Source organism: Actinomadura fibrosa (assembly GCF_900659615.1).
Classification (GTDB): domain Bacteria; phylum Actinomycetota; class Actinomycetes; order Streptosporangiales; family Streptosporangiaceae; genus Spirillospora; species Spirillospora fibrosa.
In genome coordinates, this window is the sequence record NZ_CAACUY010000059.1 from 19,993 (window position 1) to 45,849 (window position 25,857).

A 25,857-nucleotide genomic window follows, 5' to 3' on the forward strand; every position below is an offset into this window, starting at 1 on the left:
TGGCGCCTGGGGCAGCCCTAGTGCAGGTCGGTGGGGTGGCCGCGGGCGTCGCGGGACGTCTCCTTGGCGAAGGCCAGGAAGTCGCGGGCGGCGGGCGGCAGCCGCCGGTGCGCGTGGACGAGCCCGATCATGCGGGTGATCGGCGGCATGAACGACCGGACGGTGACGCCCTCGGTGTCGTCGACCTGGTTGCGGTACCACAGCAGCGAGCCCATCCCGGCCCGCACCCAGCCGAGCCACGCCCCGCGCTCGTCGGACTCCACGGCCGCCACCGGCGTCGCGCCGATGCGCCGCAGCATGACGTCGATCTCGGCGCGCCGCGCGCTGCCCCGCGCGGGCAGGACGAGCCGCATGCCGTCCAGCGCGGTCAGCGGCACCGGCTCGCGCACCTTCAGCGCGGGCGGCGAGATCAGGACCACCTCCCGCTGCTCGAACGGGTGCGCCGCCATGTCGCCCGGCACGGGCAGGTCGGTGAGCGCGAGGTCGGCGCGGCCGGCCCGCACGGCCGCGGCGACCTGGTCGCGGTCCTCGCAGCGGACGACCCGGACCCGGACCGCGGGCTGGTCGCGCGCGAAGCGGGGGATCAGCCGGCCGGTCAGCTCCGGCTCCAGGGACGCGGTCGTGGCGATGCGCAGCTCGGTCCCCCGGCCGCCGTTCGCCCGCGCGCCCGACAGGCCCTCGATCGCCTCCACGGCGTCCAGCGCCACCCGGGCCTGCCGGACCACCTGCTCGCCGACGGCGGTGAGGACGACGCCCCGCCCGGACCGGGCGAACAGCTCCACGCCGAGCTCGCGCTCCAGCTCGCGGACGGCCCTGGACAGGGCGGGCTGGGCGACGTAGAGGGCCTGGGCCGCCGACGTCATCGTGCCGTGGTCGGCGGTCGCCACGACGTAGCGCAGCTGCCGCAGATTCATGCCCTGACCGTATGACAACGACGGGATCCGGTCCTGGACATAGCCGGAATCGGTCCGGGGAGATTTCCCCGGCCCCCGCGCCCCTGACCTGGTGATCAAGGACGCCGGGGGGCCGCGCGGCGCTATCCGGCGCCCGCCCGCCCGGCGGGGACGGTCTCCGCTTCGGGCTGGAGCTGGGGCGCGCCGACCGCGCAGTGGTTCCTGGCCTGCGGCTGGCACCGCTCCCCGGACGGCCGGCGCAGCGCGCCGTCGTCCACGGTGAGGAGGCTGAGCAGGGCGCCGAGCGCCAGCAGGCCCGCGCAGGACGCCATCGCGATCCCGAACCCGTGCGAGAAGGCCGCGGGGTCGTCGTAGGCGTCGCCGGTCAGCCCGGCCAGCGGCGGGATCGCGGCGACCGCGAGGAGCCCCGCGGCGCGGGCCACCGCGTTGTTGACGCCGCTCGCCACGCCCGCGTGCCGCTCGTCGGCGGTGGCGAGGACGGTCGCGGTCAGCGGCGCGACGACCGCCGACAGCCCCAGCCCGAACACGGCCACGGCGGGCAGCACGTCCCGGACGTAGGAGGCGCCCTCGCCGATGCGGCCGACGAGGAACATCCCGCAGGCGGCGACGGCGAGGCCCGCCGTCATCGGCACCCGCGGGCCGATCTTCTGCGCGAGCGCGCCCGCCCGCGCCGACAGCAGCAGCATGAGGACCGTGACGGGCAGCAGCGCCGTCCCCGCCGCGATCGGCGAGAACCCGCAGACGACCTGGAGGTTGAGGACGAACAGGAAGAACAGCACGCCCATCCCGCCGTACACCACGAACGTGACGACGTTCACGGCGGTGAACTGCCGGGAGGCGAACACGTCCAGCGGCAGCATCGGCCGCGGCGCCGGCCGCCGGGACCGGACCCCGGGCAGGTGCCGTCCCTTGCCGCGGGCGCGTTCCACGACGACGAACAGGACCGCAGCGGCGACGCCCACCGCGCCCGCCGCGCCGATCACAGCGGGGCCGGTGCCTCCGCCGGGCGCTTCCGTCAGCGCGTAGGTCGTCCCGGCCAGGGCGAGCGCGGCCAGCACCGCGCCCAGCACGTCGAAGCGGCCCCGGGCGTCCGGGTCGACGCTCTCCGGGACGTGCCGCACCGCGACCAGCACGACGACGGCGGCGAGCGGCACGTTCAGCAGGAACACCCAGCGCCAGCCCGCCGCGTCCACCAGCCAGCCGCCGGCGAACGGTCCCACGGCCCCGGCGACCCCGCCGAACCCCGACCAGGCGCCGACCGCGCGGGGCCGGTCGTCGGGGACGAAGGACGCCTGGATGATCGCCAGCGAGCCCGGCGTCAGCAGCGCCCCGCCGACGCCCTGGAGGGCCCGCGACAGCACCAGCATCTCGACGTTCTGCGCGAGGCCGCACAGGACCGACGCCGCCGCGAACCACAGCACGCCGACCAGGAAGATCCGCCGCCGCCCGAAGCGGTCGCCGAGCGAGCCGCCGAGCAGGATGAACCCGGCCAGCGTGAGCGTGTAGGCGTTCACCGTCCACTGGAGGCCCGCCATGTCGGCGCCGAGGTCGCGCGCCAGCTTCGGCAGCGCCACGTTCACCACGGTCGAGTCGAGCATGGCCACGCTCGACCCGAGCACGGTGGCCAGCAGGACCCAGCGGCCCGGCCCCGTGCCCAGCCGGACGTCCGGCATCAGACGATCAGTTCATCGACGAAGCACCATCGCCAGTCCTCCCCGGGCTCGAAGGACCGCACGATCGGGTGCCCCTCGTCCTTGAAGTGCTTGGTGGCGTGCCGCATCGGGGAGGAGTCGCAGCAGCCGACGTGCCCGCAGCCCAGGCAGAGCCGCAGGTGGACCCAGCGCGTGCCCTCGGCGAGGCACTCCGCGCAGCCCTGCGGCGTCGCCGGGGCGGGGTCCTGCGCCGGGACGCTCTGCACGTGTTCACATGTCGCCATAAGAGCATGTTCGCACGCCCGCGGGGATGCGCCGGCCGGTGGGATCAGGGGTTCACCAGTGGTCGGGGCTGAACGGCTCGTCCTCGGGCCGCGCCGACTCCGACAGCAGCCGCAGGTCCGACTCGACCATCATCGTGACCAGGTCCTCGAAGGCGACCTCGGGCTCCCAGCCGAGCTGCTCGCGGGCCTTCTTCGGGTCGGCGCACAGCAGGTCCACCTCGGCGGGCCGCGTGTACCGCTCGTCCAGGACGACGTGGTCCTCCCAGTTCAGGCCCGCCGTCCGGAACGCGAACTCCACCAGCTCCCGGACGGACTGCGTCTGGCCCGTGCCGATCACGTAGTCCTCGGGGGAGTCCTGGGCCAGCATCAGCCGCATCGCCCGGGCGTAGTCGCCGGCGTAGCCCCAGTCGCGCCGCGCGTCGAGGTTGCCGAGGCGCAGCTCGGCGGCCAGCCCCAGCTTGATCCGGGCCGCGCCGAGCGACACCTTCCGGGTGACGAACTCCGCGCCGCGGCGGGGCGACTCGTGGTTGAACAGGATCCCGCTGACCGCGAACATCCCGTAGGACTCGCGGTAGTTCTGCGTGATGTAGTGCCCGTAGCTCTTGGCGACCCCGTACGGGCTGCGCGGATGGAACGGCGTCTTCTCGTTCTGCGGCGTCTCCCGGACCATCCCGAACATCTCCGACGACGACGCTTGGTAGAAGCGGATCTGCTCCCGCGCGGGCGTCCGGGACGGGCTGATGCCCGAGACCACGCGGATGGCCTCCAGCATCCGCAGCACGCCCATGCCGGTGACCTCGGCCGTCAGCTCGGCCTGCTGCCACGACATCGGCACGTAGGAGATCGCGCCCAGGTTGTACACCTCGTCCGGCTGGACGCGCTCGACCGCGGAGATCAGGCTGCCCTGGTCCAGGAGGTCCCCGGTGGTGATCTGGACGTCGCCGATGTGCTTGCGCAGGCGCGCCACATGGGGGTTCGCCTGACCCCGCACCAGGCCCCACACCTCGTACCCCTGCCCAAGCAAGTGCTCGGCCAGGTACGAGCCGTCCTGCCCGGTGATGCCGGTGATGAGTGCTCGCCTGGACAGCGGATCCTCCATGGCTGAATAGGTCAGACGCGGGCCGCCGCGGGCGGACTCCCACAACGTGCGTGGCCTACGAGGTTAGCGACCCCGCCGCGATGCTGACGAGGGAGGGCGGCGTTTGAACCGAATTCGCTTCTGATTCACCGGCGGCCCCCGTCCGCGCTGGTGCGGGGCGGTCGCGCTGCGTAGCGCGAGGCGCCCCCGATGTGCGAGCGTGTGCCCATCATGACCACGGCACCGGCCGCTCCGCTGCGGCTCAACGGGCGCGGGCTCGGCCCCCGCGCGATCATGGCGGTGGTGAACCGCACCCCCGACAGCTTCTTCGACCGCGGCGCCACCTACGCCTTCGGGGCCGCCCTGGACGCGGTCGCCCGGGCCGTGGCCGAGGGCGCCGACATCATCGACATCGGCGGCGTCAAGGCCGGCCCCGGCGCCGAGGTGGACGTCGCCGAGGAGCTGCGCCGGGTGGTGGACCTCGTCGCCGCCGTCCGGGACCGGCACCCCGGCGTGGTGATCAGCGTCGACACCTGGCGCGCGGAGGTCGGCGAGGCGGTGGCCCAGGCGGGCGCCGATCTGCTGAACGACACCTGGGGCGGCCCGGACCCGCGGCTCGCCGAGGTCGCCGCCGCGCACGGGATCGGCCTGGTCTGCGCGCACGCCGGCGGCCTCGCCCCCCGCACCCGCCCGCACCGCGTCGGCTACGACGACGTCATGGCGGACGTGCTCGCGCACGTGACCGCCGAGGCCGAGCGCGCGGTGGCGCTCGGGGTGCGCCGGGACGCGGTCCTCATCGACCCCGCGCACGACTTCGGCAAGAGCACCCGCCAGTCGCTGGAGATCAGCCGCCGGCTCGGCGAGATGACCGCGACGGGATGGCCGGTGCTGGTCGCGGTGTCCAACAAGGACTTCATCGGCGAGACCCTCGGCGGCCGGGCCGTGGACCGGCGCGGCCCGGGCACGATGGCCGTCCTCGGCGTCTCCGCCTGGCTCGGCGCCCGCGTGTTCCGCGTCCACGACGTGGCCGCCGCCCGCCGCGCCCTCACCGCCGTCGCCGCCCTGACCCCCTGAGAACGCCCGCCCGGGAACGCGCTGCCACCCGGGAACGCGCTATCGCACGGCCGATTCGCGCTGGCGGGCCCGGTAGGCGGCGACGTGCATGCGGTTGCCGCAGGTGCGGCTGTCGCAGTAGCGGCGGCAGCGGTTGCGGGACAGGTCGACGAGGACGCGGGAGCAGTCCGGCGCCTCGCAGGTGCGCAGCCGGTCGAACTCGCCGGCCGCGACCACGTAGGCGAGGGCCATGCCGCAGTCGGCCGCCAGGTGCTCGCCCATGGGGGCGCCCGGCGCGAAGAAGTGCACGTGCCAGTCGTAGCCGTCGTGGTCGGTCAGGTGCGGGGTGGTGCGGACCTCGCCGACGATCTCGTTGATCAGCCGGACGGCGGACGGCACGTCCGGGGCCCGGAAGACGGCGTGGAACCGCTCGCGCAGGTCCATGACCCGGGCCAGGTCGGCGTCGGTCAGCTCGCCGACGTCGCTGAACGCGTTGCGCTCCACGAACGCGCGGAGCCCGGGCACCCCGCCGATCGACTCCGCGCCGGCGGTCGCGGCCCCGGTGTTGATCAGATCGACGACGACGGCGAGCGCGTGCTCGGTGTCATGAGTGAAGATCACGATGACTCCAGTCTCGGGGGACCGGGACGTGGTGCACCTGGGGGACCGACCCAGGACCCGGCGCGGTACGGGGAGGTCGTGCGCCCGGCAACGCCGCCGGGGCCGGAACGCGGCCCGGACCCGAGCATATGACGCCGAGCGCCCCCGTCCGCGCGGACCCCGCCGGGACGTGCGGGCCGGTCACGCGGGCCGTCGCGCGGGCCGCGGGGTTGGCGCGTTCCAGCAAAGTGACGCGGGTCGCGCGTAGCCGACGTTGATCGGGACACAACAGGGGGCGTGGAGGAGGACCGGCTACTCATCGTCTTCCTGGTCGTCGCCGTGGTGGTGCTGCTCGCCCGCGCGCTGTCCCGGCGGCTCCAGGCGCCCGACGCGATCCTTCTCGTGCTGTTCGGCATGGCCGCCGGGTTCGTGCCCGGCCTCCCGCACGTCGTCGTCCCGCCCGAGCTGGTCCTGCTCGGCTTCCTGCCGCCGCTGGTCTACCACGCGGCGTTCTTCACCGCGCCGCGCGAGGCCCGCGCCGACGCCGTCCCGATCGTCGCGCTCGCCTTCGGGCTGACCGCCGTCAGCACGGTCGCGGTCGCGGGGACCGTCCACGCCCTCCTGCCCGAGGTCGGCTGGGCCGCCGCGCTGGCGTTCGGCGCGGCCGTCGCGCCCACCGACGCCGTCGCGGCCACCGCCGTGCTCCAGCGGCTCGGCGCCCCCGCCCGGCTCGTCACGATCCTGGAGGGCGAGAGCCTCATCAACGACGGCGTGGCCCTGACGATCTTCGGGCTGGCGGCCGAGTCGCTCGGCACCGGGTTCACGCTCTCGCACGGCGCGGCGCGGCTCGCGCAGTACGCCGCCGGGGGCGTGGTGTACGGGCTGGTCACCGGCATCGTGATCCGCCGCGTCCGGCGCTCCATCCAGGACCCCATCAGCCAGATCATCGTGTCGCTCGTCACCCCCTACCTGGCCTACATCCCGGCCGAGAATTTCGGGGCGTCCGGAGTGCTCGCCACGGTCACCGCCGGGTTCTTCATCGGCACGCACGGCGAGGGCGTACTCCAGCCCGCGTCCCGCATGGTCGGCAACACGTTCTGGCGCGTCCTGACGTTCCTGCTGGAGTCGGCGCTGTTCGTCCTGCTCGGCCTGGAGATGCGGCAGCTGCTCCACGAGCCCGGCGGCCACACCTGGACCGGCGTGGCGCTCGTCAGCCTCGCCGTGGCGGGCGTCCTCGTCGGCGTCCGGCTGGTGTGGCAGCTCGGCAACGGCCCGCTCGCCCGGCTGCTGCCCGGCGGCCGGCGCAGCCAGGAGGGGCTCGGCTGGCGGCAGCGGGCGGTGATCGGCTTCAGCGGGCTGCGCGGCGCGATCTCGCTGGCCATCGCCCTGTCGCTGCCCGCCGCCGTCGGCGCCGAGCGCGGCCTCCTCGTCCTGCTCACCGCGCTGGTCGTGCTGATCACGCTGGTCGGGCAGGCGCCGCTGCTGCCGGTGCTGCTGCGCCGGCTCGGGCTGATCGAGTCGGACCGCCGCCGGGAGGAGGCCATGGTGGCGCGCAAGGCGGGCCTCCAGGCCGCGCTGGCCCGGCTGGACGAGCTGGCCGAGCGGGACGAGGTCGACGAGCAGACCGCCGAGGCCTTCCGGCAGATGCTGGAGGTCCGGCTGGACCGCGTCCGCTACTTCCTGGAGGACGAGGACCGGGACGATGCGCGCCCGCCGAACAGCCAGCACGTCCGCAGCGAGCTCGTCCGGGCGCAGCGCGGCAAGCTCAGCTCGCTCTACCGCAAGGGCAGGATCGGGGCCGGGACGCTCCGCGAGATCAGCCGCGAGCTCGACTTCGAGGACCCCGTGGTCATCAGGAAGACCCGCGCGTGACCCGCCCCGGTTCCGGGCCCCCGCTCCGCGAGCGGGCGGGGGTGCGGGGGCTCAGCGCGCGTAGTGCGGGTCGGCGACGACCGGGTAGTAGGCGTCCGCGTGCTGGACGCGCATCGTGATCACCGACCCCTCCAGCGCGTAGTCGGCCTTCACCTGGCGGAACATCGAGTCGCTCGCCCACGGGTTGTAGAGCCGCCCCACGGTCGCGCCGTACCGCAGGTGGACGACGTCGTAGCCGCCGGAGGGCATCGCCTCCAGCGCCAGGCCGTCCGGCAGGGAGATCGCGAAGCGGAACTCCGAGGGGGCGTCCGGGCCGTGGACGATGGTGAGCAGCCGGACACCGTTGTCGGTGGTCTGCGCGACGATGTCGGTGTCGACGTCCACGCCGACGAACACCCGCAGGCTCGGCCGCAGCACCTGGGCGACCGTGTCGGCGGCGGCCACGTCGATGCCGAGGTGCAGGCGCTGCCCGTCCTTGGTCGGCACCCAGACCCCGTCCCGGGCGCGCTGGCCCCAGGCGACGTCCGGGTTCTCCATCTCCTGAGGCTCGTTCTTGCCGCGCGCCACCAGGATCCTCGAGGCCGCGCTCATCGCCGCGGCAGCCCCGTCCCGTGCATGCCTCATGGCGGGCCCCCTCGCCTTCTTTCATCACATACGTGACTTCACGCTGTCTCGGGTTTACCACGGGACGGCCCGGCGGGACTCCCGCTTGGCCCGTGGCGGGGATGTCGATGAACGTTCCCCTCTGCGTCGTTGGACCTTACACCACGCTTATACGCGCCGGTCGGGCGCATATCGGGCCGGAGGCCGGTTGATCGTGATAAGGCGGTGATCTTTATGTCGGGCCGCCACGATTCGCATTCTCCGGATGCCGCTCCGTGATCGGCGCCGCGCGTTCCCCGGGCACCGGGCCGGGCCGCCGCGAGAGGCATTCCCGAACCGCGCGGAAAATGCTTTGCGGCCCGCCGCATGATCGGCGCATCCTGGAAGGGCGTTCGGAAAGGACGGCTCGAAGGGGTGAGCCACCGGTTAGGCGGCTGGTCTCCAAAACCAGCGGAAAGTGGGTTCGACTCCCTCCGCCCCTGCTGAAGATGATCAATGGGCTTGTGGTGTAACGGAAGCACACTTCCCTTGCAAGGAAGAGACCAGGGTTCGACTCCCTGCTGGTCCACGCGGCGGCTCCGCCCGCCGGCCGGGTCCTCCCGGCCGGCGGCGGACGTTCGAGGAGGGTTGGCCGAACGGTAAGGCAGCAGTTTCGAAAACTGTGGTCGAGGTGAAACTCGAAGGGGTTCGACTCCCTTACCCTCCGCTTTCCGGCGGCGCGCCGAATGGCGGCGCTCAGGCCGGTGCGGGCTGCGGCGCGGCGGCGCTCTCCGCCAGGTCGGCGAGGACCTCGCCGAGCCGGTCCAGCGCGCCCGCGATCCAGGGCAGGGCCGCCGGCGCGGGCGAGGCGAGCGCGGCCAGGCGCTGCTCGTCGTCCTCCCCGTAGAGCAGGCTGGGCGCCACGCGCATCCGCAGCGCGGCCGGCGGGTCGCCGAACGAGCTGCCCGGCAGCACCCCGACGCCGTAACGCTCCAGCAGCAGGGACGTGAGGTCCTCCGCCGTCCGCACGCCGTGCCCCTCGCCCAGCGCCTCCCGCAGCGGGCCGAGGTCCGGGTAGACGTAGAAGGCCGCCTGCGGACGGGGCACGCGGGCGCCCGCGGCCGCGAACCGGTCCGCGACCGCCGCCGCCACCGCCGCGTGCAGCCGCCGGCTGCGGTCGACGTGCTCGACCAGCTCGGGCGGCTCGGCGAACGCGTAGGCGGCGGCGTGCTGCATCGGCGCGGGCGCGCTGGACCAGACCTCGCTCGCCACGCCGAGCACGCTGTCGCGCAGCGCCCGGCCGAACGGGCCGTCCGGGAGCCGGGCGACGCCGAGGCGCCAGCCCCCGGCCGCCAGGCTCTTGCTCAGCGCCGTCGTCACCACCGCCCGCTCCGGCGCGAACCGCACGGGGCTCGGCACCGTCCGGCCGGGCTCGTGCACGAGGTCCCGGTAGATCTCGTCGGAGATCACCACGAGGTCGAGGTCCCGCGCGACCGAGCAGAGCCGCCGGACGGTGTCCTCGGCGGCGAGGGTGCCCGTGGGGTTGTCCGGCAGGGTGACGACCACGGCCCGCACCGTGCGCCCGCGGCGCCGCGCCCGCACGACGGCGTCCGCGAGCAGCGCCGGGCTCGGGACGCCGCCCTCCCCGGGCGGCGTCGCGACCCGGACGGGCTCCGCGCCCACCAGCGCCGTCTGGGCCGCGTAGGTCACCCAGCTCGGCGCGGGGACGACCACGTCGCCGCCCAGCGCCATCAGCAGGGCGAACAGCAGCGGCTTGCTGCCCGGGCCGCAGACCACCGAGGACGGGTCGGTGGGCGTCCCGCGGCGGCTCCAGTACCCGGCCGCGGCGGCGCGCAGCGCGGCGGACCCGGCGACCGGCCCGTAGGCGCCCCGTCCGGCCGCGGCCTCCAGCTCGCGGGCGAGCGCCGGATGTATCGGTATCCCGGCCTCGCCGAAGCCGAGGGGGAGCACGCGCATGCCCTGCCCGCGTTTGCGGTGGAGCGCCTCGTTCACGGCGAGTGTCGCCGACAGCGGCACCGGGCGCGGGGCGAACGGCAGGGGCCGGGCGGGCGTGGACGGGCTCTGGGCGTGCATGGACTACTCCAAGGCATGGCGAAGCAACGGTGGGTGAGTGAGCGATTCCAGTGCGCGACCCGGCCGGGTTCACCTCATGCTTGCCCGCTCAGAGCATCATCACAAGCGAGTCTCGGCGATGGTGACCGTAAGATGGGCTGATGCTCGAAGTGCGCCGCCTGCGGCTGCTGGCCGAGTTCGCCCGCCGCGGCAGCATCGCCGCCACCGCGGCCGCCCTCGGCTACACGCCCTCGGCCGTCTCGCAGCAGCTCGCGGCGCTCGAACGGGAGGCCCGCGTCCCGCTGCTGGACCGCACCGCCCGCAGCGCCGAGCTGACCGACGCCGGGCGCCGGCTGGCCGCCCGCGCCGAGGAGATCCTCGCGCTCGTGGAGACCGCCGAGGCCGAGCTGTCGGCCCAGGCCGACACGCCGCTCGGCCGCGTCGTCGTCACCGCCTTCCCCACCGCCGCCGTCGCGTTCGCCCCCGCCCTGGCGCAGAGCCTCGGCGACCACCCCGGGCTGACGTTCGTGCTGCGGCAGACCCGGCCCGGGGACGGCGTCCGGCAGGTGCAGAACGGCGAGGTGGACATCGCGCTCATCGACGACTGGACCGGCAAGGTCCCCGACCAGTCGCCCGCCGCGCTGGAGTTCTTCCACCTCCGCCGCGACCCGCTGGTCCTCGTCGTCCCGGACTCGCACCCCATGTCGGACCCCGAGCGGCCCGTCCGGCTCCAGGAGCTGCGTGACGAGCCCTGGATGGCCGCCCCGCCCGGCGAGCCGTCCCGGCAGGCCGTGGAACGGCTCCTGGACACGGTCGGCGGCGCCCGCCCCGTCCCCTGGGAGTTCGAGGGCCTGCTCACGATCCTGAGCCTGGTGGCGCGGGGGATCGGGATCACCGCCGTCCCGGCGCTCGCGCTCGCGGCCGGCGACCAGGGCGTCGCGGTGCGCCGCATCCCCGAGTGCACGCTCGCCCGCGAGGTGTACGCCGTCACCCGGACGGCCAGCGTCCGCAGGCCCTCCGTGGCCGTCACGCTGCGCGCGATCTACGCCGCCGCCCGGGACGTCCAGCCCCCGGAACTGGGCGGCTGACCGGCCCGGACGCCCCGGCGGGCCCGCCCCGCCGGACGGTCGCCGCCGCCACGGCCGGAACCGCCCCGCGGGTTCACCGCTGACCGCAAGCGGACGGGGCCCGCACCTTCCGGCGCCCGGAGCCGAACCAACCCTCGAGGGCACGTCGAACCGCCGAAAACGGGTGGGCGCGTGCCGAGCATCACGTACCGTGGGGCGAATCGTGACCTCTTCGCGACCAAGCACACCGATGTCCACGCACACCGATCGGGGAGCGCAGCGCTCGATGGAACGACCGGCGACCGAGCCCGCGGGCCCGTCCGAGGGGACGGCCCCGCCCGCGCCCACGCCACCGGCCGAGGGCGAGCGGCACAAGGACCACCACTTCGAACTCCCGCGGGTGACCGCGCTGCTCCTGCACGCGCTGCCCCGCTTCCTGGAGGGCGTCGTCGCGCCCGTCGCGGTCTTCTACGCCGCGCTCGTGCTGCTCGGCCTGAACGGCGCCCTCGTCGCCGCCGTCGCCTGGGTCTACGGCGGCATCGCCTGGCGCTACTTCCGCGGGCACGGCGTCTCCGGGATGCTCATGCTCGCCGCGGTCGGCGTCACCGTCCGGGCGGGGCTGGCCGCCGCCACCCACAGCGCGGTGATCTACTTCCTCCAGCCGACCCTGGGCACGCTCATGGTGAGCATGTCGTTCCTCGCCTCGGTCCCGCTGGGCAGGCCGCTCGCCAAGAAGCTCGCCAGGGACATGGCGCCGATCCCCGAGGCCTTCCTCCGGCACGCCAGGGTCCACCAGTTCTTCCTGCGGATCTCCCTGCTGTGGTCGATGGTGCTGTTCACCAACGTCCTCATCAGCCTCTGGATGCTCTTCAACGAGTCGCTCGGCATGTACCTGTGGGTCCGCACGGGCCTGGTCGCGGGGCTCGGCGCCGTGGGCGTCGGCGTCTCGGTCTGGGGCTTCAAGCGCTGCGTCCGGCACGTCAACGCCGAGCCCGGCCCCGCCTGACCCCGGCCTGATCAGCGGCCTCGGCACGGGCCGGCCACCGGCCTGATCACCGTCCGGACCCGAACTTTCCGCCGCTTCGGGCCGTCTCCCAGAGAACAGCGGGATGTCACCAACCGGGGTGACTCCTTGGGACTTGGGGGAGTTTGTGCGGGTCAAGGGGCGTTTCAGGATCGTGGTGACCGGCGGCGCGGGCGCGGTGGCGCTGCTCGCGGCGGGCTGCGGGCTGGGCTCGGCGGGCTCCGGCGGGTCGGGGTCCGCCGTGACGATCACCCCGGCCAACGGGACCGCCCAGGTCAGGCCGGACGGGACGATCGAGGTCAAGGCGGGCGGCGGCAAGCTGGAGAACGTGACCGTCAAGGGCGCGACGGGGGCGCCGATCACCGGCCGGATGGACGGCCGCAGAAAGTGGCGTTCCACCCGCACGCTCGTGCCGGGCACGTCCTACACGGTGACCGCCCAGGCCCGCGACGGCGGCAAGACTCGCACGGTGACCAGCACGTTCACCACGCTCAAGCCGGAGCGGACGCTCACCGTCGAGGACGTCACGCCGAGCCTCGCGGGCGAGAAGGTCGGCGTCGGCATGCCGATCATCCTGCGCTTCAACCGCCCGGTCACCGACCGGGCCGCCGTCGAGCGGGCGCTGAAGGTCACCCCCGACAAGCCCGTCGAGGGCGCCTGGCGCTGGGTCGGCTCCGACCAGGTGATCTACCGGACGAAGACCTACTGGCAGCCGCACCAGACCGTCCGGTTCCAGGCGGACCTCGCCGGGGTCAACGCGGGCGGCGGCGTCTACGGGGCCGCGGACGTCCGGCGGACGATCACGATCGGCGCCGCGCAGATCACCACCGGGAACATCGGCGGCCACCACATGACGGTCAAGCGGGACGGCAGGACGCTGCGGACCATCCCGTTCAGCGCGGGCAACGGGGAGACGCGCGAGTTCACCACGACCAGCGGCGTCCACCTCCTCATGGAGAAGGGCGACCCCGTCACCATGACGTCCCCGGGCCGTCAGGAGGGCGACCCCGGCTACTACAAGACCGTGGTGAACCACGCCGTCCGCTTCTCCAACAGCGGCGAGTACGTGCACTCGGCGCCCTGGTCGGTCGGCTCGCAGGGGTCGGCGAACGTCAGCCACGGCTGCCTCAACGTCAGCCCGTCCGACGCGAGCTGGTTCTACGACATCGCGCAGCGCGGCGACGTGATCGATCTCACGGGCAGCGACCGGGAGGTCGAGTGGGACAACGGCTGGAGCTACTGGCAGCTGCCCTTCGACCAGTGGAAGCGCGGCAGCGCCCTCTCCTGAGGCGTCCGGATCCGCCCACTTGCAACGCTTTGATCTCGGACTACCGCCAAAACCCCGGGTCATGGCATGATCGACGACTTTTGTCGTTATTGTTCCCCTGGTAGACGGCGGGGTTTCCTGGAGGTACTGGTGCAGCGGAGTATGTCCGCAGGGGTTCGGACGGGCGCGGGGCTCGCGGGGGCCGTGCTGCTCCTCACGACCGCCTGTTCCGGCGGCGAGAAGGACGACGGCGTCACCGTCGGCGGCAAGGGGGACTCCGCGGCCCCGCAGGTGACGATCAACCCCGGCAACGGGGACACCAAGGCCAAGCCCGAGGAGGGCGTGGTCGTCAAGGCCACCGGGGGGACGCTGGAGCAGGTCAGCGTCACCCTCAAGGGCAAGCCGGTCGACGGCGCGCTGTCGGCCGACAAGACGAGCTGGACGTCGCGGACGCTGCGGCCCGGGGCCAAGTACGCCTACACGGCCGTCGCCAAGAGCCCGAAGGGCAAGTCCACCACGCTGACCGGGCAGTTCAGCACCCTCAAGGCGGCGAACAAGCTCGACATTGCCGACGTCAGCCCGACCAAGGGCGAGAAGGTCGGCGTCGGCATGCCGATCATCGTCACCTTCAACCGCGCCGTGGGCGACCGCAAGGCCGTCGAGCGCGCGCTGGAGGTGAAGTCGACCAAGGCGGCCACCGGCGCGTGGTTCTGGGTGAGCGACACCCAGGTGATCTTCCGCACCAAGAACGGCGAGTACTGGCAGCCGAACCAGTCGGTCACGCTCACGGCGAAGCTGTCCGGCGTCAAGGCGGGCAAGCGGACCTACGGCGTCGCCGACTACACGCGCAGGTTCCGCATCGGCGACGCGCACCTCATCACCGTCAACACGAAGACGCACCGGCTCGTCGTCAAGAAGAACGGCAGGAAGGTCAACGGCTGGGGCATCAGCGCCGGGCGCGGCGGCCGCGTCGTCAACGGCGTCGACACCTACCTGACCACCAGCGGCATCCACCTGACCATGGGCAAGGAGAATCCGGCGATCATGACGTCGGAGTGGATGGGCGTGAAGCCGGAGGACAAGGCCAACGGCGGCTACAAGGAGGTCATCCCGCACGCGGTGCGGATCTCCAACAGCGGCGAGTACATCCACTCGATGGCCTCGACCGTGTGGGCGCAGGGCCACCAGAACGTCAGCCACGGCTGCCTCAACTCCCCGCCCGCCAAGGCCCAGTGGTTCTACAACTGGTCCTACCGAGGCGACCCGGTCGTCATCACCGGCACCAAGCGCGGCCTCGCCTGGGACAACGGCTGGAGCTTCTACCAGATGTCCTGGAACAAGTGGGTCAAGGGCAGCGCCCTCGACCGCACCGTGACCACGGCCTGATCCGGCCTGATCCGGTCGGGGCCCCAGCCGGGCCCCGGCCGGGCCGTCAGCCGGGCCGCTCGGCGGAGGCCGGCGTGCTCGAAGGCCGCCCCGCCCGGCCGCGGAAGACCTCGTCGACCGCGGCCTTGCGGAGCCTCTCCAGCAGGTCGATCTGGGCCTGCGCGCGGTCCTGGAGCAGTGCCAGCTCGTCGGCGTCCAGGGCGGGCTCCTGGTCGGTGAGGGCGGCGAGGGCGCGCCAGCAGGCCGCCTTGCCCTCGACGCCGAGGCGCAGCGCCTCGAACTCCACGAGGTCGGTCAGCGGTGAGCGCTCGCGGAGGCGCCCGTTGAACTTCAGCCGCCCGGCCAGCTCGCCCGCCCGGACCGCCAGCACCTTGTACTGCCGGACGGGGATCCCCAGCGACTTCATGATCGACAGCAGCGCGCCCCGGTCGGCGGCGATGTCGTCCGCCAGCCCCTGGAGCCGGTCCCCCTCGGGGGAGCCGGCGAGGGCCCGCGCGGTGCTGCGCGCCCGCTCCACGCCGCCCGCCGCCGCCGCGGCGTGGTCGGTGAGGTAGATCTCCAGGTATCTGCGGGCGTCCGACTTGTCCATGCGCGTCCTGTACCCGGTGCCTCCCGGGTAAACGGGACGGCGCGTCCCCGCAGGGCGGGACCACGCGCGGGGATCAGAGGCAGTCGGCGGAGTCCACGATCTCCGCCCGCATGTTCAGCTCCATCATGCGCAGGGCCGCGTCGCTGAGGTCCGGGTGGATGTGGGCCACCGCGTCCCTGGGCACGACGAGCTGGAAGTGCCGGACGTAGGCGTCCAGCGCGCTGTAGAGGATGCACTGCTCGGTGACCTGCCCCGTGAGGATCACCTTCTCGGTCCCGTCGCGGGAGAGCAGGTACTCCAGGGGCGTGCCGTAGAAGGCGCTGTGCCTGACCTTGGCGAGGAAGGCGCAGTCCTCCGGCGGGACGAGCGGCTCGACGAGGTCGGGCCGCTTCCCCTCCAGCGCCCCGCGGACGAGGTCCTCCCGGGCCGCCGCGAAGTCGCCGTGGTTGTCGTTGACGTACACGAGCCGCACGTCGTCCCGTTCCCGGGCCCGGGCCACGAGGTCGCGGAGGGGCCCGACCACCGCCTCGACGCTGCCGGTCAGCCGGTCGGCGTCCTCGTGGTCGTACGGGTTGAGCATGTCGATGACGATCAGTGCGGTCCGGGTCATGATCCCGCCATGCCCGTGCACGCCGGTTCCACACGTCCTCCCAGCACGGACGTGAGAGGAGCGCGGAACGGGCGGCACGGGCGCCCGGATCTCCGCCTGAGGCTCAGCCGGGCCCTCAGCCCGGCACGGCCTCCCCGGGGACGACCGCCGGCGCGGCCTCGGGGACCGGCCGCAGCGGCCGCACATCGGCGCCGGACGCGTCCGCGACGACCAGGGACCGGTCGGGGACGGTCGTCCAGTCGCCGGCGTCGTCGTGCGGCTCGCTGGCGACGAGGACGCCGTCCGGCTCCCGCCGGTAGCACAGCGTCTCGGCCCAGGTCGTCGCGACGGCCAGCGCGCCGTCGGTGGCCAGCATGTTCAGGCAGGCGGCCGGGTCCAGGGCGACGACGTCGTACAGCAGGTTCTCCACCGCGGCGGGGAGCGGCTCGCCCGCGTCGAGGCGCTGCCACAGCAGCGCCGCGAGGAACGCCGAATCGCATCCGGACTCCGGTTCGCGGCCCGGCTCCAGCAGCTCCGCCGTCCGCGCCAGGTCGAGCTGGCCGTTCAGGCTGAACAGCACCGCGCCGTCGGTGAACGGGGCGTTCGCGGTCCGCTCGATCGGCATGCCCGGGCTCGCCGCCCGCACCGCGCCGAGCACGCACCCGGCCCGCAGGTCCCGCGCCGTCGCCGGGAAGCCGGTGTCCTCCCAGATCGGCGTGGTGACGCGGTAGACGGAGGTGCGGCCGTCATGGTGCCAGCCCGCCCCGAAACCGTCCTTGTTGACGAGGCCGATCTGCTGCCAGCGCGGGATCTTGGCCTGTTCCACGAGCCCGTAGGAGGGCTCGTAGAACAGCGCGTGCAGGGACCTGGGGGCACCGATCCAGGCGAAGTGGCGGCACATCGGCGTGGTTTCTCCTCACGAAGCCGTCGGGGGACATGTTGCTCGCCCACCGTACGGCTCACACCCCGTGGCTCTGCAACCACAGCTCCAGCAGCGCCACCTGCCACAGCTGGCTCGCGCCGAGGGTCGTCCGGTGGTCGCTCGGCGCCGCGAGCAGCCGCTCCAGGTACTCGGGCCGGTAGAGCGCGCGCGCCTTCGCCGCCGGGGCCTCCAGGGCCTCCCGGACGAGGTCCAGGTACGGGCCGGACAGGTGGCGGATCGCCGGAACCGGGAAGTAGCCCTTGGTGCGGTCGATGACCTCGTCCGGGACGACGCCGCGGGCCGCGTCCTTCAGGACGCCCTTGCCGTCGGACGCGAGCTTCAGCTCGGGCGGGCACGCCGCCGCCAGCTCGACGAGGTCGTGGTCCAGGAACGGCGTGCGCGCCTCCAGCCCCCAGGCCATCGTCATGTTGTCGACCCGCTTGACCGGGTCGTCCACCAGCATCACGGTCGTGTCGAGGCGCAGCGCGGCGTCGACGGCGGTGTCGGCGCCGGGCTCGGCGAAGTGGGCGCGGACGAACTCGGCGGCGGCGTCCCGGCCGAGCAGCCGGTCCGGGTTGAGGATCCCCTTCAGCTCCTCGTGGGGGCGGTCGAAGAACACGCGCGCGTAGGCGTCCGCCGCCTCGCCGCGCGGGACGCCCGCCAGCGGCGGGTACCAGTCGTACCCGGCGAAGACCTCGTCCGCGCCCTGCCCCGACTGGACGACCTTGACGTGCCGCGACACCTCCTGCGACAGCAGGTAGAACGCGACCGCGTCGTGGCTGACCATCGGCTCGCTCATCGCCGCGACCGCGCCGGTCAGCGCGGGCAGCAGCCGCGCGTCGTCGATGCGGATCTGGTGGTGGTCGGTGCCGAACCGCTCCGCGACGAGGTCGGAGTAGGCGAACTCGTCACCGCTCTCGCCCCCGGCCGCGTTGAAGCCGATGCTGAAGGTGGCGAGGTCGCGCTGCCCGGCCTCGGCCAGCAGCGCCACGATCAGGCTGGAGTCGAGGCCGCCGGACAGCAGCACGCCGACCGGCACGTCCGCGACCATGCGCCGGTCCACCGCCGTGCGCAGCGCCGCCAGCACCGCCTCGCTCCACTCCGCGCGCCCCATCTCCCTGTGCCCCGGCGCGGACGCGCGGGTGAAGCCGGGCCGCCAGTAGATGTGGTCGGTCTCGCGGCCGCCGTCCGCCGGGATCGTCCGGACGGTCGCGGGCGGCAGCTTCTCCACGCCCTTCAGGATCGTGCGCGGCGCGGGCACCACCGAGTGGAAGGTCATGTAGTGGTGCAGCGCGACCGGGTCCAGGTCGGTGTCCACGCCGCCGCCCGCCAGCAGCGCCGGGAGCGTCGAGGCGAACCGGATCCGGCCGCCGCCCCGGGTCAGGTAGAGCGGCTTGATGCCGAGCCGGTCGCGGCCGAGCACGACCGTCCCGGAGTCCCGCTCCACGATCGCGAACGCGAACATGCCCTTGAACCGGTCGACGCAGTCGCGGCCCCACCGGTGGTAGGCCTTCACCAGCACCTCGGTGTCGGACGTGGAGAAGAAGCGGTAGCCCTCGGCGAGCAGCTCCTCGCGCAGCTCCGGGTAGTTGTAGAGGCAGCCGTTGAACACCGCGGTGAGCCCGAGGTCGCTGTCCACCATCGGCTGCGCGCCCCGGTCCGACAGGTCGATGATCTTCAGGCGGCGGTGCCCGAGCGCGACCCGCCCGGACGCCCACACGCCCGCGCCGTCCGGGCCGCGCGGCTCCATCACTGCGGCCATCCGCGCGACCGCCTCGACATCGGCGGCCGCGCCGTCCAGGCGCACCTCACCGCTCAGCCCGCACATCGGCGCCTCCGGGGGGACATGAACTGACTCCTTACTCTCGGGGACAGGGGGTGGTCGGGGCTCGGGAACGTCATCCGGGTCCGCGGGTCACTGCATCAGCCAGGTGTCCTTCGACCCGCCGCCCTGCGAGGAGTTGACGATCCGGCTGCCCTCCGGCGCGACCCGGGTCAGCGCCACCGGCAGGACGGCCGGCCCGGTGCCCTGGGCGGCGCCCTGGACGACGAAGGCCCGCAGGTCGACCGCGCGCGGCCGGAGCCGGCCGCCGTCGAACACCGGGTGCGTCGACAGCCGGACGGTCTCCTGGGCGATCCAGCGTCCCGGCTCGGCGAGGACGCGGCCGCGGACGTCCTCCAGCTCGTCCCGGGACGCGTCGGGGCCGATCACGACGCCATTGCCGCCGTAGCCGTCGACCGGCTTCCAGACCAGCTCCGGCAGCCGGTCGAGGGCCTCCTCCCGCGCCCGCGGGTCGCGGCACAGGTACGTCGGCACGTTGTCCAGCAGCGGCTTCTCGCCGAGGTAGTACTCGATCAGGGCCGGGACGTGGGCGTACAGCGCCTTGTCGTCGGCGACGCCGTTGCCGGGGGCGTTGGCGAGCCGCAGCAGCCCCCGCTCGACCGCCGCCAGCAGCCCGGGGCCGAGCGGGCGGCCGTCCGCGCCGGGCGCCTCGAACAGCTCGTCCTCGTCGATGCGGCGGTAGATCACCTCGATCCGCTCGCCGTCCGCGCGCACGCCGTCCTCGTCCACGCTGAGCCGGTCGGGGGTCAGCAGCGGGACGCCGAGCTCGCGGGCCAGGAGGCGGTGCTCGAAGAACGCCGAGTCCTCCTCGCCGAGCGTCACGAGCGCGATGCCCCCGGTGGCGCCGGCGGCCAGCGCGTCCCGCAGCATCGCGGTGGCGCGCGCCGGGCCCGGCGAGCGCGACGCCCGCACGACCTCCGGCAGGATCCGCGACGTCAGCCACCGGTTCGCCATCGCGTACCCGATGCCCGACGGCACCCGCAGGTTGTCCTCCAGCACCGACCAGCGGCCCGCGCCGTCCCGGACCAGGTCGATGCCCGCGACGGCGCACCGCACCGCGTCCCGCGGCACGAGCCGCCCGTCCTCGCGCAGGCACGGCGCCTCGTCCACGGCCCACGCCGGGACGACGCCGTCCCGGACGGCCTCGCGGTCGGCGTAGGCGTCGCGCAGGAACGCCTCCAGGGCGCGGACGCGCTGCCGCAGGCCCGCCCGCAGCGGCTCCCAGTCCTCCGCGGCGACGATCCGGGGGAGGACGTCCACGGGGAACAGCCGGTCCTGCTCCTCGCCGTCCACGTGGAAGGTCATGCCGAGCCCGCGCTGCACCTCGTCGCGGAGGCGCTCGCGCTCGGCCAGGCCGTCCGGGCCGATCCGCTCCAGGGCGTCCAGCAGCAGCCCGTACGGTCCGCGCGCGCTGCCGTCGAACACCACGGCCTCGTCGGCGGACGCGTCGTACCCGCGGAGCATCGCGACGACGTTCCGCCGCGCCGGGCCGGCGCCGGACGCCGGCTCGGTGTTCGCGCGGGTCTCGGCGATCAGCGTCTCGACGACCTCGCCGAACCCGCCGCGGACGAACGCCCGCCGCTGCCGCGCCGCCGACCCGCCGCCGCGCAGCGCCCGCTCGGCCAGCTCGCCGACGAGCTCCCAGTCGCCGTGCTCCTCCAGCGCCGGGCGCAGCCCGTCCAGGGTCCGCCGCACCAGCTCCGGCGCCGGGACGGGGCCGCCGCCGTCGGGGTCGACCAGCTCGCCCTCCAGCCCCGACCGCGCCGCCCGCCACGTCGCCGCGCGGACGATCTCGTTCGGGATCGGGGCCGGCGGCGCGTCCGCGGCGGCGGCCTCCAGCTCGGCCGACACCATGGCGCGGAACAGCCCGGCGAGCAGCACCACGTCCTCGACGCTCGGGCACGCGTCGCAGATCCGCAGCTCCAGCGTCGGCAGGTGCGCCGACGGCCGGACGTCGAAGTAGAGCATCCCGGGGTCGCTGATGACCCCGGAGCGGACCAGGTCGCGCACCACGCGGTCGTACTCGGCGGCGTCCCGGAACGGGCCGAACGGGCCCGTCGTCGGCCACCGCGACCACAGCAGCGTCCGGTAGCTGGCGTACCCGGTGTCGGAGCCGAGCCAGAACGGGGAGCTCGCCGACAGCGCCAGCAGGACGGGCAGCCGCGGCCCGAGCCGGTGGGCGACCCGGACCGCGACGTCCCGGTCGCCGACGTCCACGTGCACCTGCGCGCCGCAGATCAGCTGCTCGCGCGCCAGCGCCTGGTACTCCTCCAGCATGTTCTCGTACCGGGGGTCGGGCGTGACCTTCAGCGCGTCCAGGTCGGCGACGGGCATCGTGCCCGCCGCGACGATGCCGAGCCCGAGCGGCTCGGCCGCCCGCGCGACGCCGCGGCGCAGCGCGGCCAGGTCCTCGGCCAGGTCGGCCAGCCGGACGAACGGCCTGCTGTTCGTCTCGACCACCGAGCGCTGGAGCTCGGCGCCGAAGCGGTCCTCGGGAAGCTGCTGGAGCAGGCTGTCCGCCCGCGGCAGCAGGCGGTGCCGCTCCAGGTCGACCGTGTGGAACTCCTCTTCCACCCCGACGGCCATCACATTCGCGCGATCTCCCATCACGCGACCCTAGGTTCCCTCTGTTTCGCGGACATATCACAACGAAACAAACTCGTAACCGGCGGTGCGGGCTCAGTGCGCGGCGGGCCGGCGCCGCACCCCGGCGGCCGCGAGGACGGCGCCGAGGACGCACAGCATGCCCGTGACCAGCACCGCCGTGTGCACGCCGTTCATGAACGCCTGGCCGCTCCCCGCGACGACGGCGGCCCTGACATCTCCCGGCATTCCGGCGGAGACCGGGGCGACGCCCATCGCGACCGCGTCCCGCGCCTCACCGAGGCTCCGCGCGGCGGACGCGGGGACCCCGGCGGAGATGAGCTCGCCGTACAGCGTCGCGCCGACCCGACTGTCGATCAGCGAGACGAGCACGGAGGTGCCGAGCGCGCCGCCGATCTGGAGCACGCTGGCCTGAAGGCCGCCCGCGACGAACGGCGGCCACATCGCGGCGAACGGGGAGCCCGCGTCCCAGCCGAGCATGAGGAAGCACGCGGCGGCCTGAAGGAGCATGCCGAGCGGCATCGTGAACCGCGGCCCGAACCGCTCGGTCAGCGCGGCGCCGAGCGGGGCGGCGGCGACCGAGGCCAGGCTGAGCGGCAGCGTCCGCACGCCCGCCTCGACGGGGGAGAACCCGCGGACGTTCTGCAGGTACAGCATCACGAAGAAGATCATGCCGAGCAGGGCGAAGACGGCGAGCCCGGCGGCGATCGCGCCGAGCGTGGCGGCCGAGGACCACCCCCACGTCTCGCCCCTCACGACGCCGAACACCACCGCGAGCAGGCCGAGCGCGAGCAGGACGACGCCCGGCACGTCGAAGCGCTGCCCCGCGGCGGCCGCGTTCCTGCTCCGCGGCAGCACCAGCGCGCTGAACAGCGGCGCGGCGAGGCCGATCGGCACGTTGACGAAGAACACCGACTCCCAGCCGACGTGCTCGATCAGCAGCCCGCCGAGCGGGCGTGCGGGGTGCGGTTCCGCCCTGGGCCGGTTCGCCGCCGGAGGGCCTGAGGATCGGGTGCCGGAGGATCTGCCGGCGGGGGCGTGGAGGTGCCGCAAGGACGACAGCGCGCCGAGCGCGGAGCCGAGGGCGTCCATCTCCCCGTCGGTGAGGGCGCGCACCGCGCCGGTGACATGGGCGGAGCGGACGCGCCGGACCTCGGCCAGCCGCTCCCGGGCCGCCGCGACGCGCCGGTCGGCGGCGTCCCGCCTGCGCTCCAGCAGGCCGAGCCCGCCGAGCTGGGAGACGAGGGCGCTGACGTTGTTGGGCCGCATCAGCAGCTCGTCCGCGGCCTCGCGCACGGTGACGCCCTCGCGCTCGTGGACGGGTAGCCGGGACGGGACTCGAACCCGCGCCTGCCTCAGCGAAAATGAGGTGACCTGCCGTTAGTCGACCCGGCCCGAGCAGCGCGTACGAGGATCGAACTCGTGTTTCCACGGTGAGAACGTGGTGTCCTGGCCACTGGACGAACGCGCCTGGAGATGAGAGCTTGCCTCTCGGTGGTATCGATGGTGGCCGCCGGGTGAGGACGTCCGCAACGGGTTTATCCGCGGGACCAGGATTCTCTATCATGCGGGTATGTTGACTAGGGAATTTCGCCCGCCGTTCCCCGCCCCGCGTCCCGACCGCTCGCGGCTGGTCGTGCCGCCGCCGCACGAGAGCGCCGGCCACTGGGCCGGCGCGCCCAGCGCGTGCGTCGTGGACGGGGTGACCTACCTCGCCTACCGGCTGCGCCGTCCCATAGGGGAGGGGCGCGGGTACGCGCTCGTGGTGGCGCGGTCCGCGGACGGGGAGAGCTTCGAGACGCTGGCGGTCATCGACAAGGACCGGATGGGCGCCGAGTCCCTGGAGCGGCCCGCGCTCGTGCACACGGACGAGGGCAGGTGGCGGCTGTACGTGAGCTGCGCCACACCGGGCACCAAGCACTGGCGGGTCGAGCTCCTCGAAGCGGGCACGCCGGAGGGCCTGGCGGACGCGGAGGCGAGGGTCGTGCTCCCCGGCAGCGCGAGCACGGGCGTCAAGGACCCCGTGATCCTGCGGCACGGGGACCAGTGGCACCTCTGGGCGTCCTGCCATCCCCTCGCCGACCCCGACGAGGCCGACCAGATGGTCACCGACTACGCCACCAGCCTCGACGGCCTCGACTGGACCTGGCACGGCACCGCGCTGAGCGGCAGGCCGGGGCACTGGGACGCCCGGGGCGTCCGGGTCGCCGCCGTCGTCCCGCACGAGGGGCGGGTCTTCGCCTACTACGACGGCCGCGCCACGGCCGCGGAGAACTACGAGGAGCGCACCGGGCTCGCCGCCGGGACGGAGTTCGGCGCGATGGCGGCGCACGGGACGCTGCCGGTCGCCAGGTCCCCGCACCGCGGCGAGGGCCTGCGCTACCTGTGCGCGGTCGCCCTCCCGGACGCCTGGCGCGTGTACTACGAGGTGACGCGCGAGGACGGCGCCCACGAGATCCGCACCGAGCTGCACCGGAACGGTAACGGTACTGCACTAAACAAGTAGGAATAGTTGATCTCGGGCGGATCGGGCGTTAGGTTGCTGCGCACGGTGCCGCCCCCCGGGCGTGCCCGATCCGTCGTGCGGCGCCTCGCGATCCGGGGCGCCCGGATCTAGAAGAGGCAGCTCCCATGAGGAAGAGACCGCTCGTCCCCCTCGGCGCCGCCGCGCTGGTCATCGCGTCGGGCGCGGTGGCCTGCGGCGGGTCCGACTCCGGTTCGCCGACCGCGTTCGACCCGAAGACCTGCCAGGGCGGGACGCTCACCGTCCTCAACCAGAGCGGCCTGAACGAGTTCGACCCGGCGCGGCTCTACACGTCGGGCGGCGGCGCGCTGCCCTCGCTGGTCTACCGGACGCTCACCACCCGGGCGCGGGTCGCGGGGGAGGCGGGGACGAAGCCCGTCCCGGACCTCGCCACCGACCTCGGCAGGCCGAGCGACGACGCGAAGACCTGGACGTACACGCTGAAGGACGGGCTGAAGTTCGACGACGGCTCGCCGATCACCAGCGCCGAGGTCAAGTACGGCATCGAGCGCTCGTTCTCGCCCGACCTGCCCGGCGGCGCCCCCTACCTGCACGACTGGCTCATCGGCGGCGCGGACTACAAGGGCCCGTACAAGGGCGGCGACCTCGCCTCGATCGAGACGCCGGACGCCAGGACGATCGTCTTCAAGCTGCGGCAGCCGCACGGCGACTTCCCCTACCTCGCCACCGCCACCCAGTTCGCCCCGGTGCCGAAGGCCAAGGACACCGGGATCAAGTACAAGAACGCCCCGGTCTCCAGCGGCCCGTACAAGGTCGAGAAGTACGAGCAGGGCAAGAAGCTGGTCCTCGTCCGCAACGCGTACTGGAACCGGACGGTCGACACGCAGCGGCTCGGCTGCCCGGACCGCATCGAGGTCACCTCCGGCCTGGACAAGGCCGTGATCAACCAGCGGCTCGTCAGCGGCGCGGGCGCCGACGCGAAGGCGATCACCACCGACACCACCGTGGGACCGGAGCAGCTCGCCCGGCTCGGCGGCGACCCCGGCCTCGCCAAGCGCGTCGCCCGGGGCGTGTTCGGCGAGACGAAGTACCTGGCGTTCGACGTCACGAAGAAGCCGTTCGACGACATCCGCGTCCGGCAGGCGTTCGCGTACGCGGTCAACCGGCAGTCGGTCGTCAACGCGGTCGGCGGCACCTCGCTCGCCGCGCCCGCCACCACGTTCCTCCCGGAGGGCAAGGCGTTCGGGCAGCAGCCCTACGACCCGTTCCCCGCCGGGCCGACCGGGAACCCCGCGAAGGCCAAGGAGCTGCTCGCCCAGGCCGGGTACGCGAACGGGCTCAAGGTGGAGCTCGCGTTCCCCAACACCGACGTCGACGGCTACGGGCCGAAGGTCGCCGCGGCCGTCCAGGACGCGCTCAAGCAGGCCGGCGTCACGGTCGTGCAGAAGCAGCTCGGCGAGGAGGACTACCGGACGGTCACCGGCAAGCCCGCCACCCAGCCGCCGCTGTCGCTCCAGTCGTGGGGCGCCGACTGGCCGGCCGGCGGGCCGTTCCTCATCCCGATCTTCGACGGCCGGCAGATCCTGCGCGACGGCGGCAACTACAACCTGGCCCAGCTCGACGACCCCGCGGTCAACAAGGAGATCGACGAGATCAGCAGGCTGACCGACAACGCACAGGCGGCGCCGCGGTGGGGCGCGCTCGACGCGAAGATCGGCGAGCGGGCGCTGCTCGTCCCGCTGTTCCACCCGCGCACGGTGGTGCTGTACGGCAAGGACGTCAAGAACGCCTACGTCGACGAGTGGCGCGGCTGGTACGACGTGTCGACGGTCTCGGTGAAGTGACCGGCGCGCCGTGACCGCACCGGAGACCGAGGTGTCCGCGGTCGCCGCGGCCGCCCCCGCGACCGGCGCGGACGCCCCGCCCCGGGGACGGCGGACGTGGCGGCGGCTGCGGGCCGACCGGGCCGCGAT

At 73.8% G+C, this 25,857-nt stretch carries 21 protein-coding genes and 5 tRNA genes; 11 read left to right on the forward strand and 15 right to left on the reverse strand.

Features of this window, described 5'->3' with window-relative positions; all coding sequences use genetic code 11:
* Window positions 1-17: 17 nt before the first annotated feature.
* The 4 genes from E1300_RS21180 to gmd all read right to left on the reverse strand — a co-directional run bounded on the left by E1300_RS21180 (window position 18) and on the right by gmd (window position 3,937).
* Window positions 18-914 (reverse strand): LysR family transcriptional regulator, encoded by an 897-nt coding sequence (locus E1300_RS21180; protein ID WP_131758769.1) that lies wholly within the window; start codon window positions 912-914, stop codon window positions 18-20.
* A gap of 122 nt (window positions 915-1,036) precedes the next feature.
* A complete protein-coding gene (locus E1300_RS21185) occupies window positions 1,037-2,587 on the reverse strand; it encodes an MFS transporter (RefSeq protein ID WP_131758770.1) in 1,551 nt (516 codons plus the stop codon).
* Complete coding sequence (locus tag E1300_RS21190; protein WP_131758771.1) at window positions 2,587-2,850, reverse strand: ubiquitin carboxyl-terminal hydrolase 14; 264 nt, start codon at window positions 2,848-2,850, stop codon at window positions 2,587-2,589. Before E1300_RS21190 ends, E1300_RS21185 begins: the two co-directional genes overlap by 1 nt.
* A 52-nt stretch (window positions 2,851-2,902) precedes the next feature.
* Window positions 2,903-3,937, reverse strand: a complete 1,035-nt coding sequence (gmd, locus tag E1300_RS21195) for a GDP-mannose 4,6-dehydratase (protein WP_131758790.1) — start codon at window positions 3,935-3,937, stop codon at window positions 2,903-2,905.
* Window positions 3,938-4,159: 222 nt separating this feature from the next.
* Here gmd and folP point away from each other — a divergent pair, with 222 nt between their 5' ends.
* Window positions 4,160-5,002, forward strand: a complete 843-nt coding sequence (folP, locus tag E1300_RS21200) for a dihydropteroate synthase (RefSeq protein WP_131758772.1) — start codon at window positions 4,160-4,162, stop codon at window positions 5,000-5,002.
* A gap of 39 nt (window positions 5,003-5,041) precedes the next feature.
* Here the strand turns inward: folP and E1300_RS21205 are convergent, their stop codons facing one another.
* Window positions 5,042-5,602, reverse strand: a complete 561-nt coding sequence (locus E1300_RS21205; protein ID WP_131758773.1) for a CGNR zinc finger domain-containing protein — start codon at window positions 5,600-5,602, stop codon at window positions 5,042-5,044.
* A gap of 276 nt (window positions 5,603-5,878) precedes the next feature.
* Between E1300_RS21205 and E1300_RS21215 the strand changes: the two genes are divergently transcribed.
* On the forward strand, window positions 5,879-7,453 hold the full coding sequence (locus tag E1300_RS21215) for a Na+/H+ antiporter (protein WP_131758775.1): 1,575 nt from the start codon (window positions 5,879-5,881) through the stop codon (window positions 7,451-7,453).
* 51 nt (window positions 7,454-7,504) lie between these two features.
* Here the strand turns inward: E1300_RS21215 and E1300_RS21220 are convergent, their stop codons facing one another.
* A complete protein-coding gene (locus E1300_RS21220; protein WP_131758776.1) occupies window positions 7,505-8,077 on the reverse strand; it encodes a hypothetical protein in 573 nt (190 codons plus the stop codon).
* Between the two features lie 389 nt (window positions 8,078-8,466).
* On the opposite strand from E1300_RS21220, the gene E1300_RS50190 reads away from it, so the two are divergent.
* The 3 genes from E1300_RS50190 (at window position 8,467) to E1300_RS21230 (ending at window position 8,762) form a co-directional block, all read left to right on the forward strand.
* Window positions 8,467-8,538: transfer RNA gene (locus E1300_RS50190), tRNA-Trp, on the forward strand.
* A gap of 15 nt (window positions 8,539-8,553) precedes the next feature.
* Window positions 8,554-8,624 (forward strand) — tRNA-Ala (locus E1300_RS21225).
* Between the two features lie 53 nt (window positions 8,625-8,677).
* A tRNA-Ser gene (locus tag E1300_RS21230) sits at window positions 8,678-8,762 on the forward strand.
* Window positions 8,763-8,791: 29 nt separating this feature from the next.
* On the opposite strand, the gene E1300_RS21235 is transcribed toward E1300_RS21230, so the two are convergent.
* A complete protein-coding gene (locus E1300_RS21235) occupies window positions 8,792-10,129 on the reverse strand; it encodes a pyridoxal phosphate-dependent aminotransferase (protein ID WP_131758777.1) in 1,338 nt (445 codons plus the stop codon).
* 140 nt (window positions 10,130-10,269) lie between these two features.
* Here E1300_RS21235 and E1300_RS21240 point away from each other — a divergent pair, with 140 nt between their 5' ends.
* The 4 genes from E1300_RS21240 to E1300_RS21255 all read left to right on the forward strand — a co-directional run bounded on the left by E1300_RS21240 (window position 10,270) and on the right by E1300_RS21255 (window position 14,852).
* On the forward strand, window positions 10,270-11,196 hold the full coding sequence (locus E1300_RS21240) for a LysR family transcriptional regulator (protein WP_131758778.1): 927 nt from the start codon (window positions 10,270-10,272) through the stop codon (window positions 11,194-11,196).
* A gap of 265 nt (window positions 11,197-11,461) precedes the next feature.
* Window positions 11,462-12,181 (forward strand): VC0807 family protein, encoded by a 720-nt coding sequence (locus E1300_RS21245; protein ID WP_242619290.1) that lies wholly within the window; start codon window positions 11,462-11,464, stop codon window positions 12,179-12,181.
* Window positions 12,182-12,356: 175 nt separating this feature from the next.
* A complete protein-coding gene (locus tag E1300_RS21250) occupies window positions 12,357-13,487 on the forward strand; it encodes a L,D-transpeptidase (RefSeq protein ID WP_242619291.1) in 1,131 nt (376 codons plus the stop codon).
* A gap of 141 nt (window positions 13,488-13,628) precedes the next feature.
* Complete coding sequence (locus E1300_RS21255) at window positions 13,629-14,852, forward strand: L,D-transpeptidase (RefSeq protein ID WP_131758780.1); 1,224 nt, start codon at window positions 13,629-13,631, stop codon at window positions 14,850-14,852.
* 46 nt (window positions 14,853-14,898) lie between these two features.
* Here the strand turns inward: E1300_RS21255 and E1300_RS21260 are convergent, their stop codons facing one another.
* The 8 genes from E1300_RS21260 to E1300_RS21295 all read right to left on the reverse strand — a co-directional run bounded on the left by E1300_RS21260 (window position 14,899) and on the right by E1300_RS21295 (window position 22,870).
* Entirely contained in the window at window positions 14,899-15,441 is a 543-nt protein-coding gene (locus tag E1300_RS21260; RefSeq protein WP_131758781.1) for a hypothetical protein, read from the reverse strand.
* Window positions 15,442-15,514: 73 nt separating this feature from the next.
* Window positions 15,515-16,051 (reverse strand): cysteine hydrolase family protein, encoded by a 537-nt coding sequence (locus E1300_RS21265; RefSeq protein ID WP_131758782.1) that lies wholly within the window; start codon window positions 16,049-16,051, stop codon window positions 15,515-15,517.
* Window positions 16,052-16,166: 115 nt separating this feature from the next.
* The gene (gene egtC, locus E1300_RS21270) at window positions 16,167-16,931 is read right to left on the reverse strand and encodes an ergothioneine biosynthesis protein EgtC (protein ID WP_131758783.1); all 765 of its coding nucleotides are present in this window, start codon (window positions 16,929-16,931) and stop codon (window positions 16,167-16,169) included.
* Window positions 16,932-16,989: 58 nt separating this feature from the next.
* Window positions 16,990-18,780: an N-acetylglutaminylglutamine amidotransferase gene (locus E1300_RS21275; protein ID WP_131758784.1), complete on the reverse strand. Its 1,791-nt coding sequence runs from the start codon at window positions 18,778-18,780 to the stop codon at window positions 16,990-16,992.
* 87 nt (window positions 18,781-18,867) lie between these two features.
* Window positions 18,868-21,402, reverse strand: coding sequence for a carboxylate--amine ligase/circularly permuted type 2 ATP-grasp protein (locus E1300_RS21280; protein ID WP_131758785.1), 2,535 nt, complete (start codon window positions 21,400-21,402; stop codon window positions 18,868-18,870).
* 72 nt (window positions 21,403-21,474) lie between these two features.
* A complete protein-coding gene (locus E1300_RS21285) occupies window positions 21,475-22,758 on the reverse strand; it encodes an MFS transporter (protein ID WP_370785077.1) in 1,284 nt (427 codons plus the stop codon).
* A tRNA-Glu gene (locus E1300_RS21290) sits at window positions 22,723-22,794 on the reverse strand. The genes E1300_RS21285 and E1300_RS21290 overlap by 36 nt, the downstream gene beginning before the upstream one ends.
* Before the next feature lie 4 nt (window positions 22,795-22,798).
* A tRNA-Glu gene (locus E1300_RS21295) sits at window positions 22,799-22,870 on the reverse strand.
* 102 nt (window positions 22,871-22,972) lie between these two features.
* On the opposite strand from E1300_RS21295, the gene E1300_RS21300 reads away from it, so the two are divergent.
* Together E1300_RS21300 and E1300_RS21305 are read left to right on the forward strand one after the other, a co-directional pair.
* Complete coding sequence (locus E1300_RS21300; RefSeq protein ID WP_131758786.1) at window positions 22,973-23,905, forward strand: glycoside hydrolase family protein; 933 nt, start codon at window positions 22,973-22,975, stop codon at window positions 23,903-23,905.
* A gap of 125 nt (window positions 23,906-24,030) precedes the next feature.
* Complete coding sequence (locus E1300_RS21305; RefSeq protein WP_131758787.1) at window positions 24,031-25,728, forward strand: ABC transporter substrate-binding protein; 1,698 nt, start codon at window positions 24,031-24,033, stop codon at window positions 25,726-25,728.
* Window positions 25,729-25,857: the final 129 nt, after the last annotated feature.

Excerpts from the sequence above, each read along its gene's own strand:
- E1300_RS21180 (WP_131758769.1), bottom strand. The coding sequence starts at position 914 with ATGAATCTGCGGCAGCTGCGCTACGTCGTGGCGACCGCCGACCACGGC.
- E1300_RS21185 (WP_131758770.1), bottom strand. The coding sequence starts at position 2,587 with ATGCCGGACGTCCGGCTGGGCACGGGGCCGGGCCGCTGGGTCCTGCTG.
- E1300_RS21190 (WP_131758771.1), bottom strand. The coding sequence starts at position 2,850 with ATGGCGACATGTGAACACGTGCAGAGCGTCCCGGCGCAGGACCCCGCC.
- folP (WP_131758772.1), top strand. The coding sequence starts at position 4,160 with ATGACCACGGCACCGGCCGCTCCGCTGCGGCTCAACGGGCGCGGGCTC.
- E1300_RS21220 (WP_131758776.1), bottom strand. The coding sequence starts at position 8,077 with ATGAGGCATGCACGGGACGGGGCTGCCGCGGCGATGAGCGCGGCCTCG.
- E1300_RS21235 (WP_131758777.1), bottom strand. The coding sequence starts at position 10,129 with ATGCACGCCCAGAGCCCGTCCACGCCCGCCCGGCCCCTGCCGTTCGCC.
- E1300_RS21240 (WP_131758778.1), top strand. The coding sequence starts at position 10,270 with ATGCTCGAAGTGCGCCGCCTGCGGCTGCTGGCCGAGTTCGCCCGCCGC.
- E1300_RS21245 (WP_242619290.1), top strand. The coding sequence starts at position 11,462 with ATGGAACGACCGGCGACCGAGCCCGCGGGCCCGTCCGAGGGGACGGCC.
- E1300_RS21255 (WP_131758780.1), top strand. The coding sequence starts at position 13,629 with ATGTCCGCAGGGGTTCGGACGGGCGCGGGGCTCGCGGGGGCCGTGCTG.
- E1300_RS21260 (WP_131758781.1), bottom strand. The coding sequence starts at position 15,441 with ATGGACAAGTCGGACGCCCGCAGATACCTGGAGATCTACCTCACCGAC.
- E1300_RS21265 (WP_131758782.1), bottom strand. The coding sequence starts at position 16,051 with ATGACCCGGACCGCACTGATCGTCATCGACATGCTCAACCCGTACGAC.
- egtC (WP_131758783.1), bottom strand. The coding sequence starts at position 16,931 with ATGTGCCGCCACTTCGCCTGGATCGGTGCCCCCAGGTCCCTGCACGCG.
- E1300_RS21275 (WP_131758784.1), bottom strand. The coding sequence starts at position 18,780 with ATGTGCGGGCTGAGCGGTGAGGTGCGCCTGGACGGCGCGGCCGCCGAT.
- E1300_RS21280 (WP_131758785.1), bottom strand. The coding sequence starts at position 21,402 with ATGGGAGATCGCGCGAATGTGATGGCCGTCGGGGTGGAAGAGGAGTTC.
- E1300_RS21300 (WP_131758786.1), top strand. The coding sequence starts at position 22,973 with ATGTTGACTAGGGAATTTCGCCCGCCGTTCCCCGCCCCGCGTCCCGAC.
- E1300_RS21305 (WP_131758787.1), top strand. The coding sequence starts at position 24,031 with ATGAGGAAGAGACCGCTCGTCCCCCTCGGCGCCGCCGCGCTGGTCATC.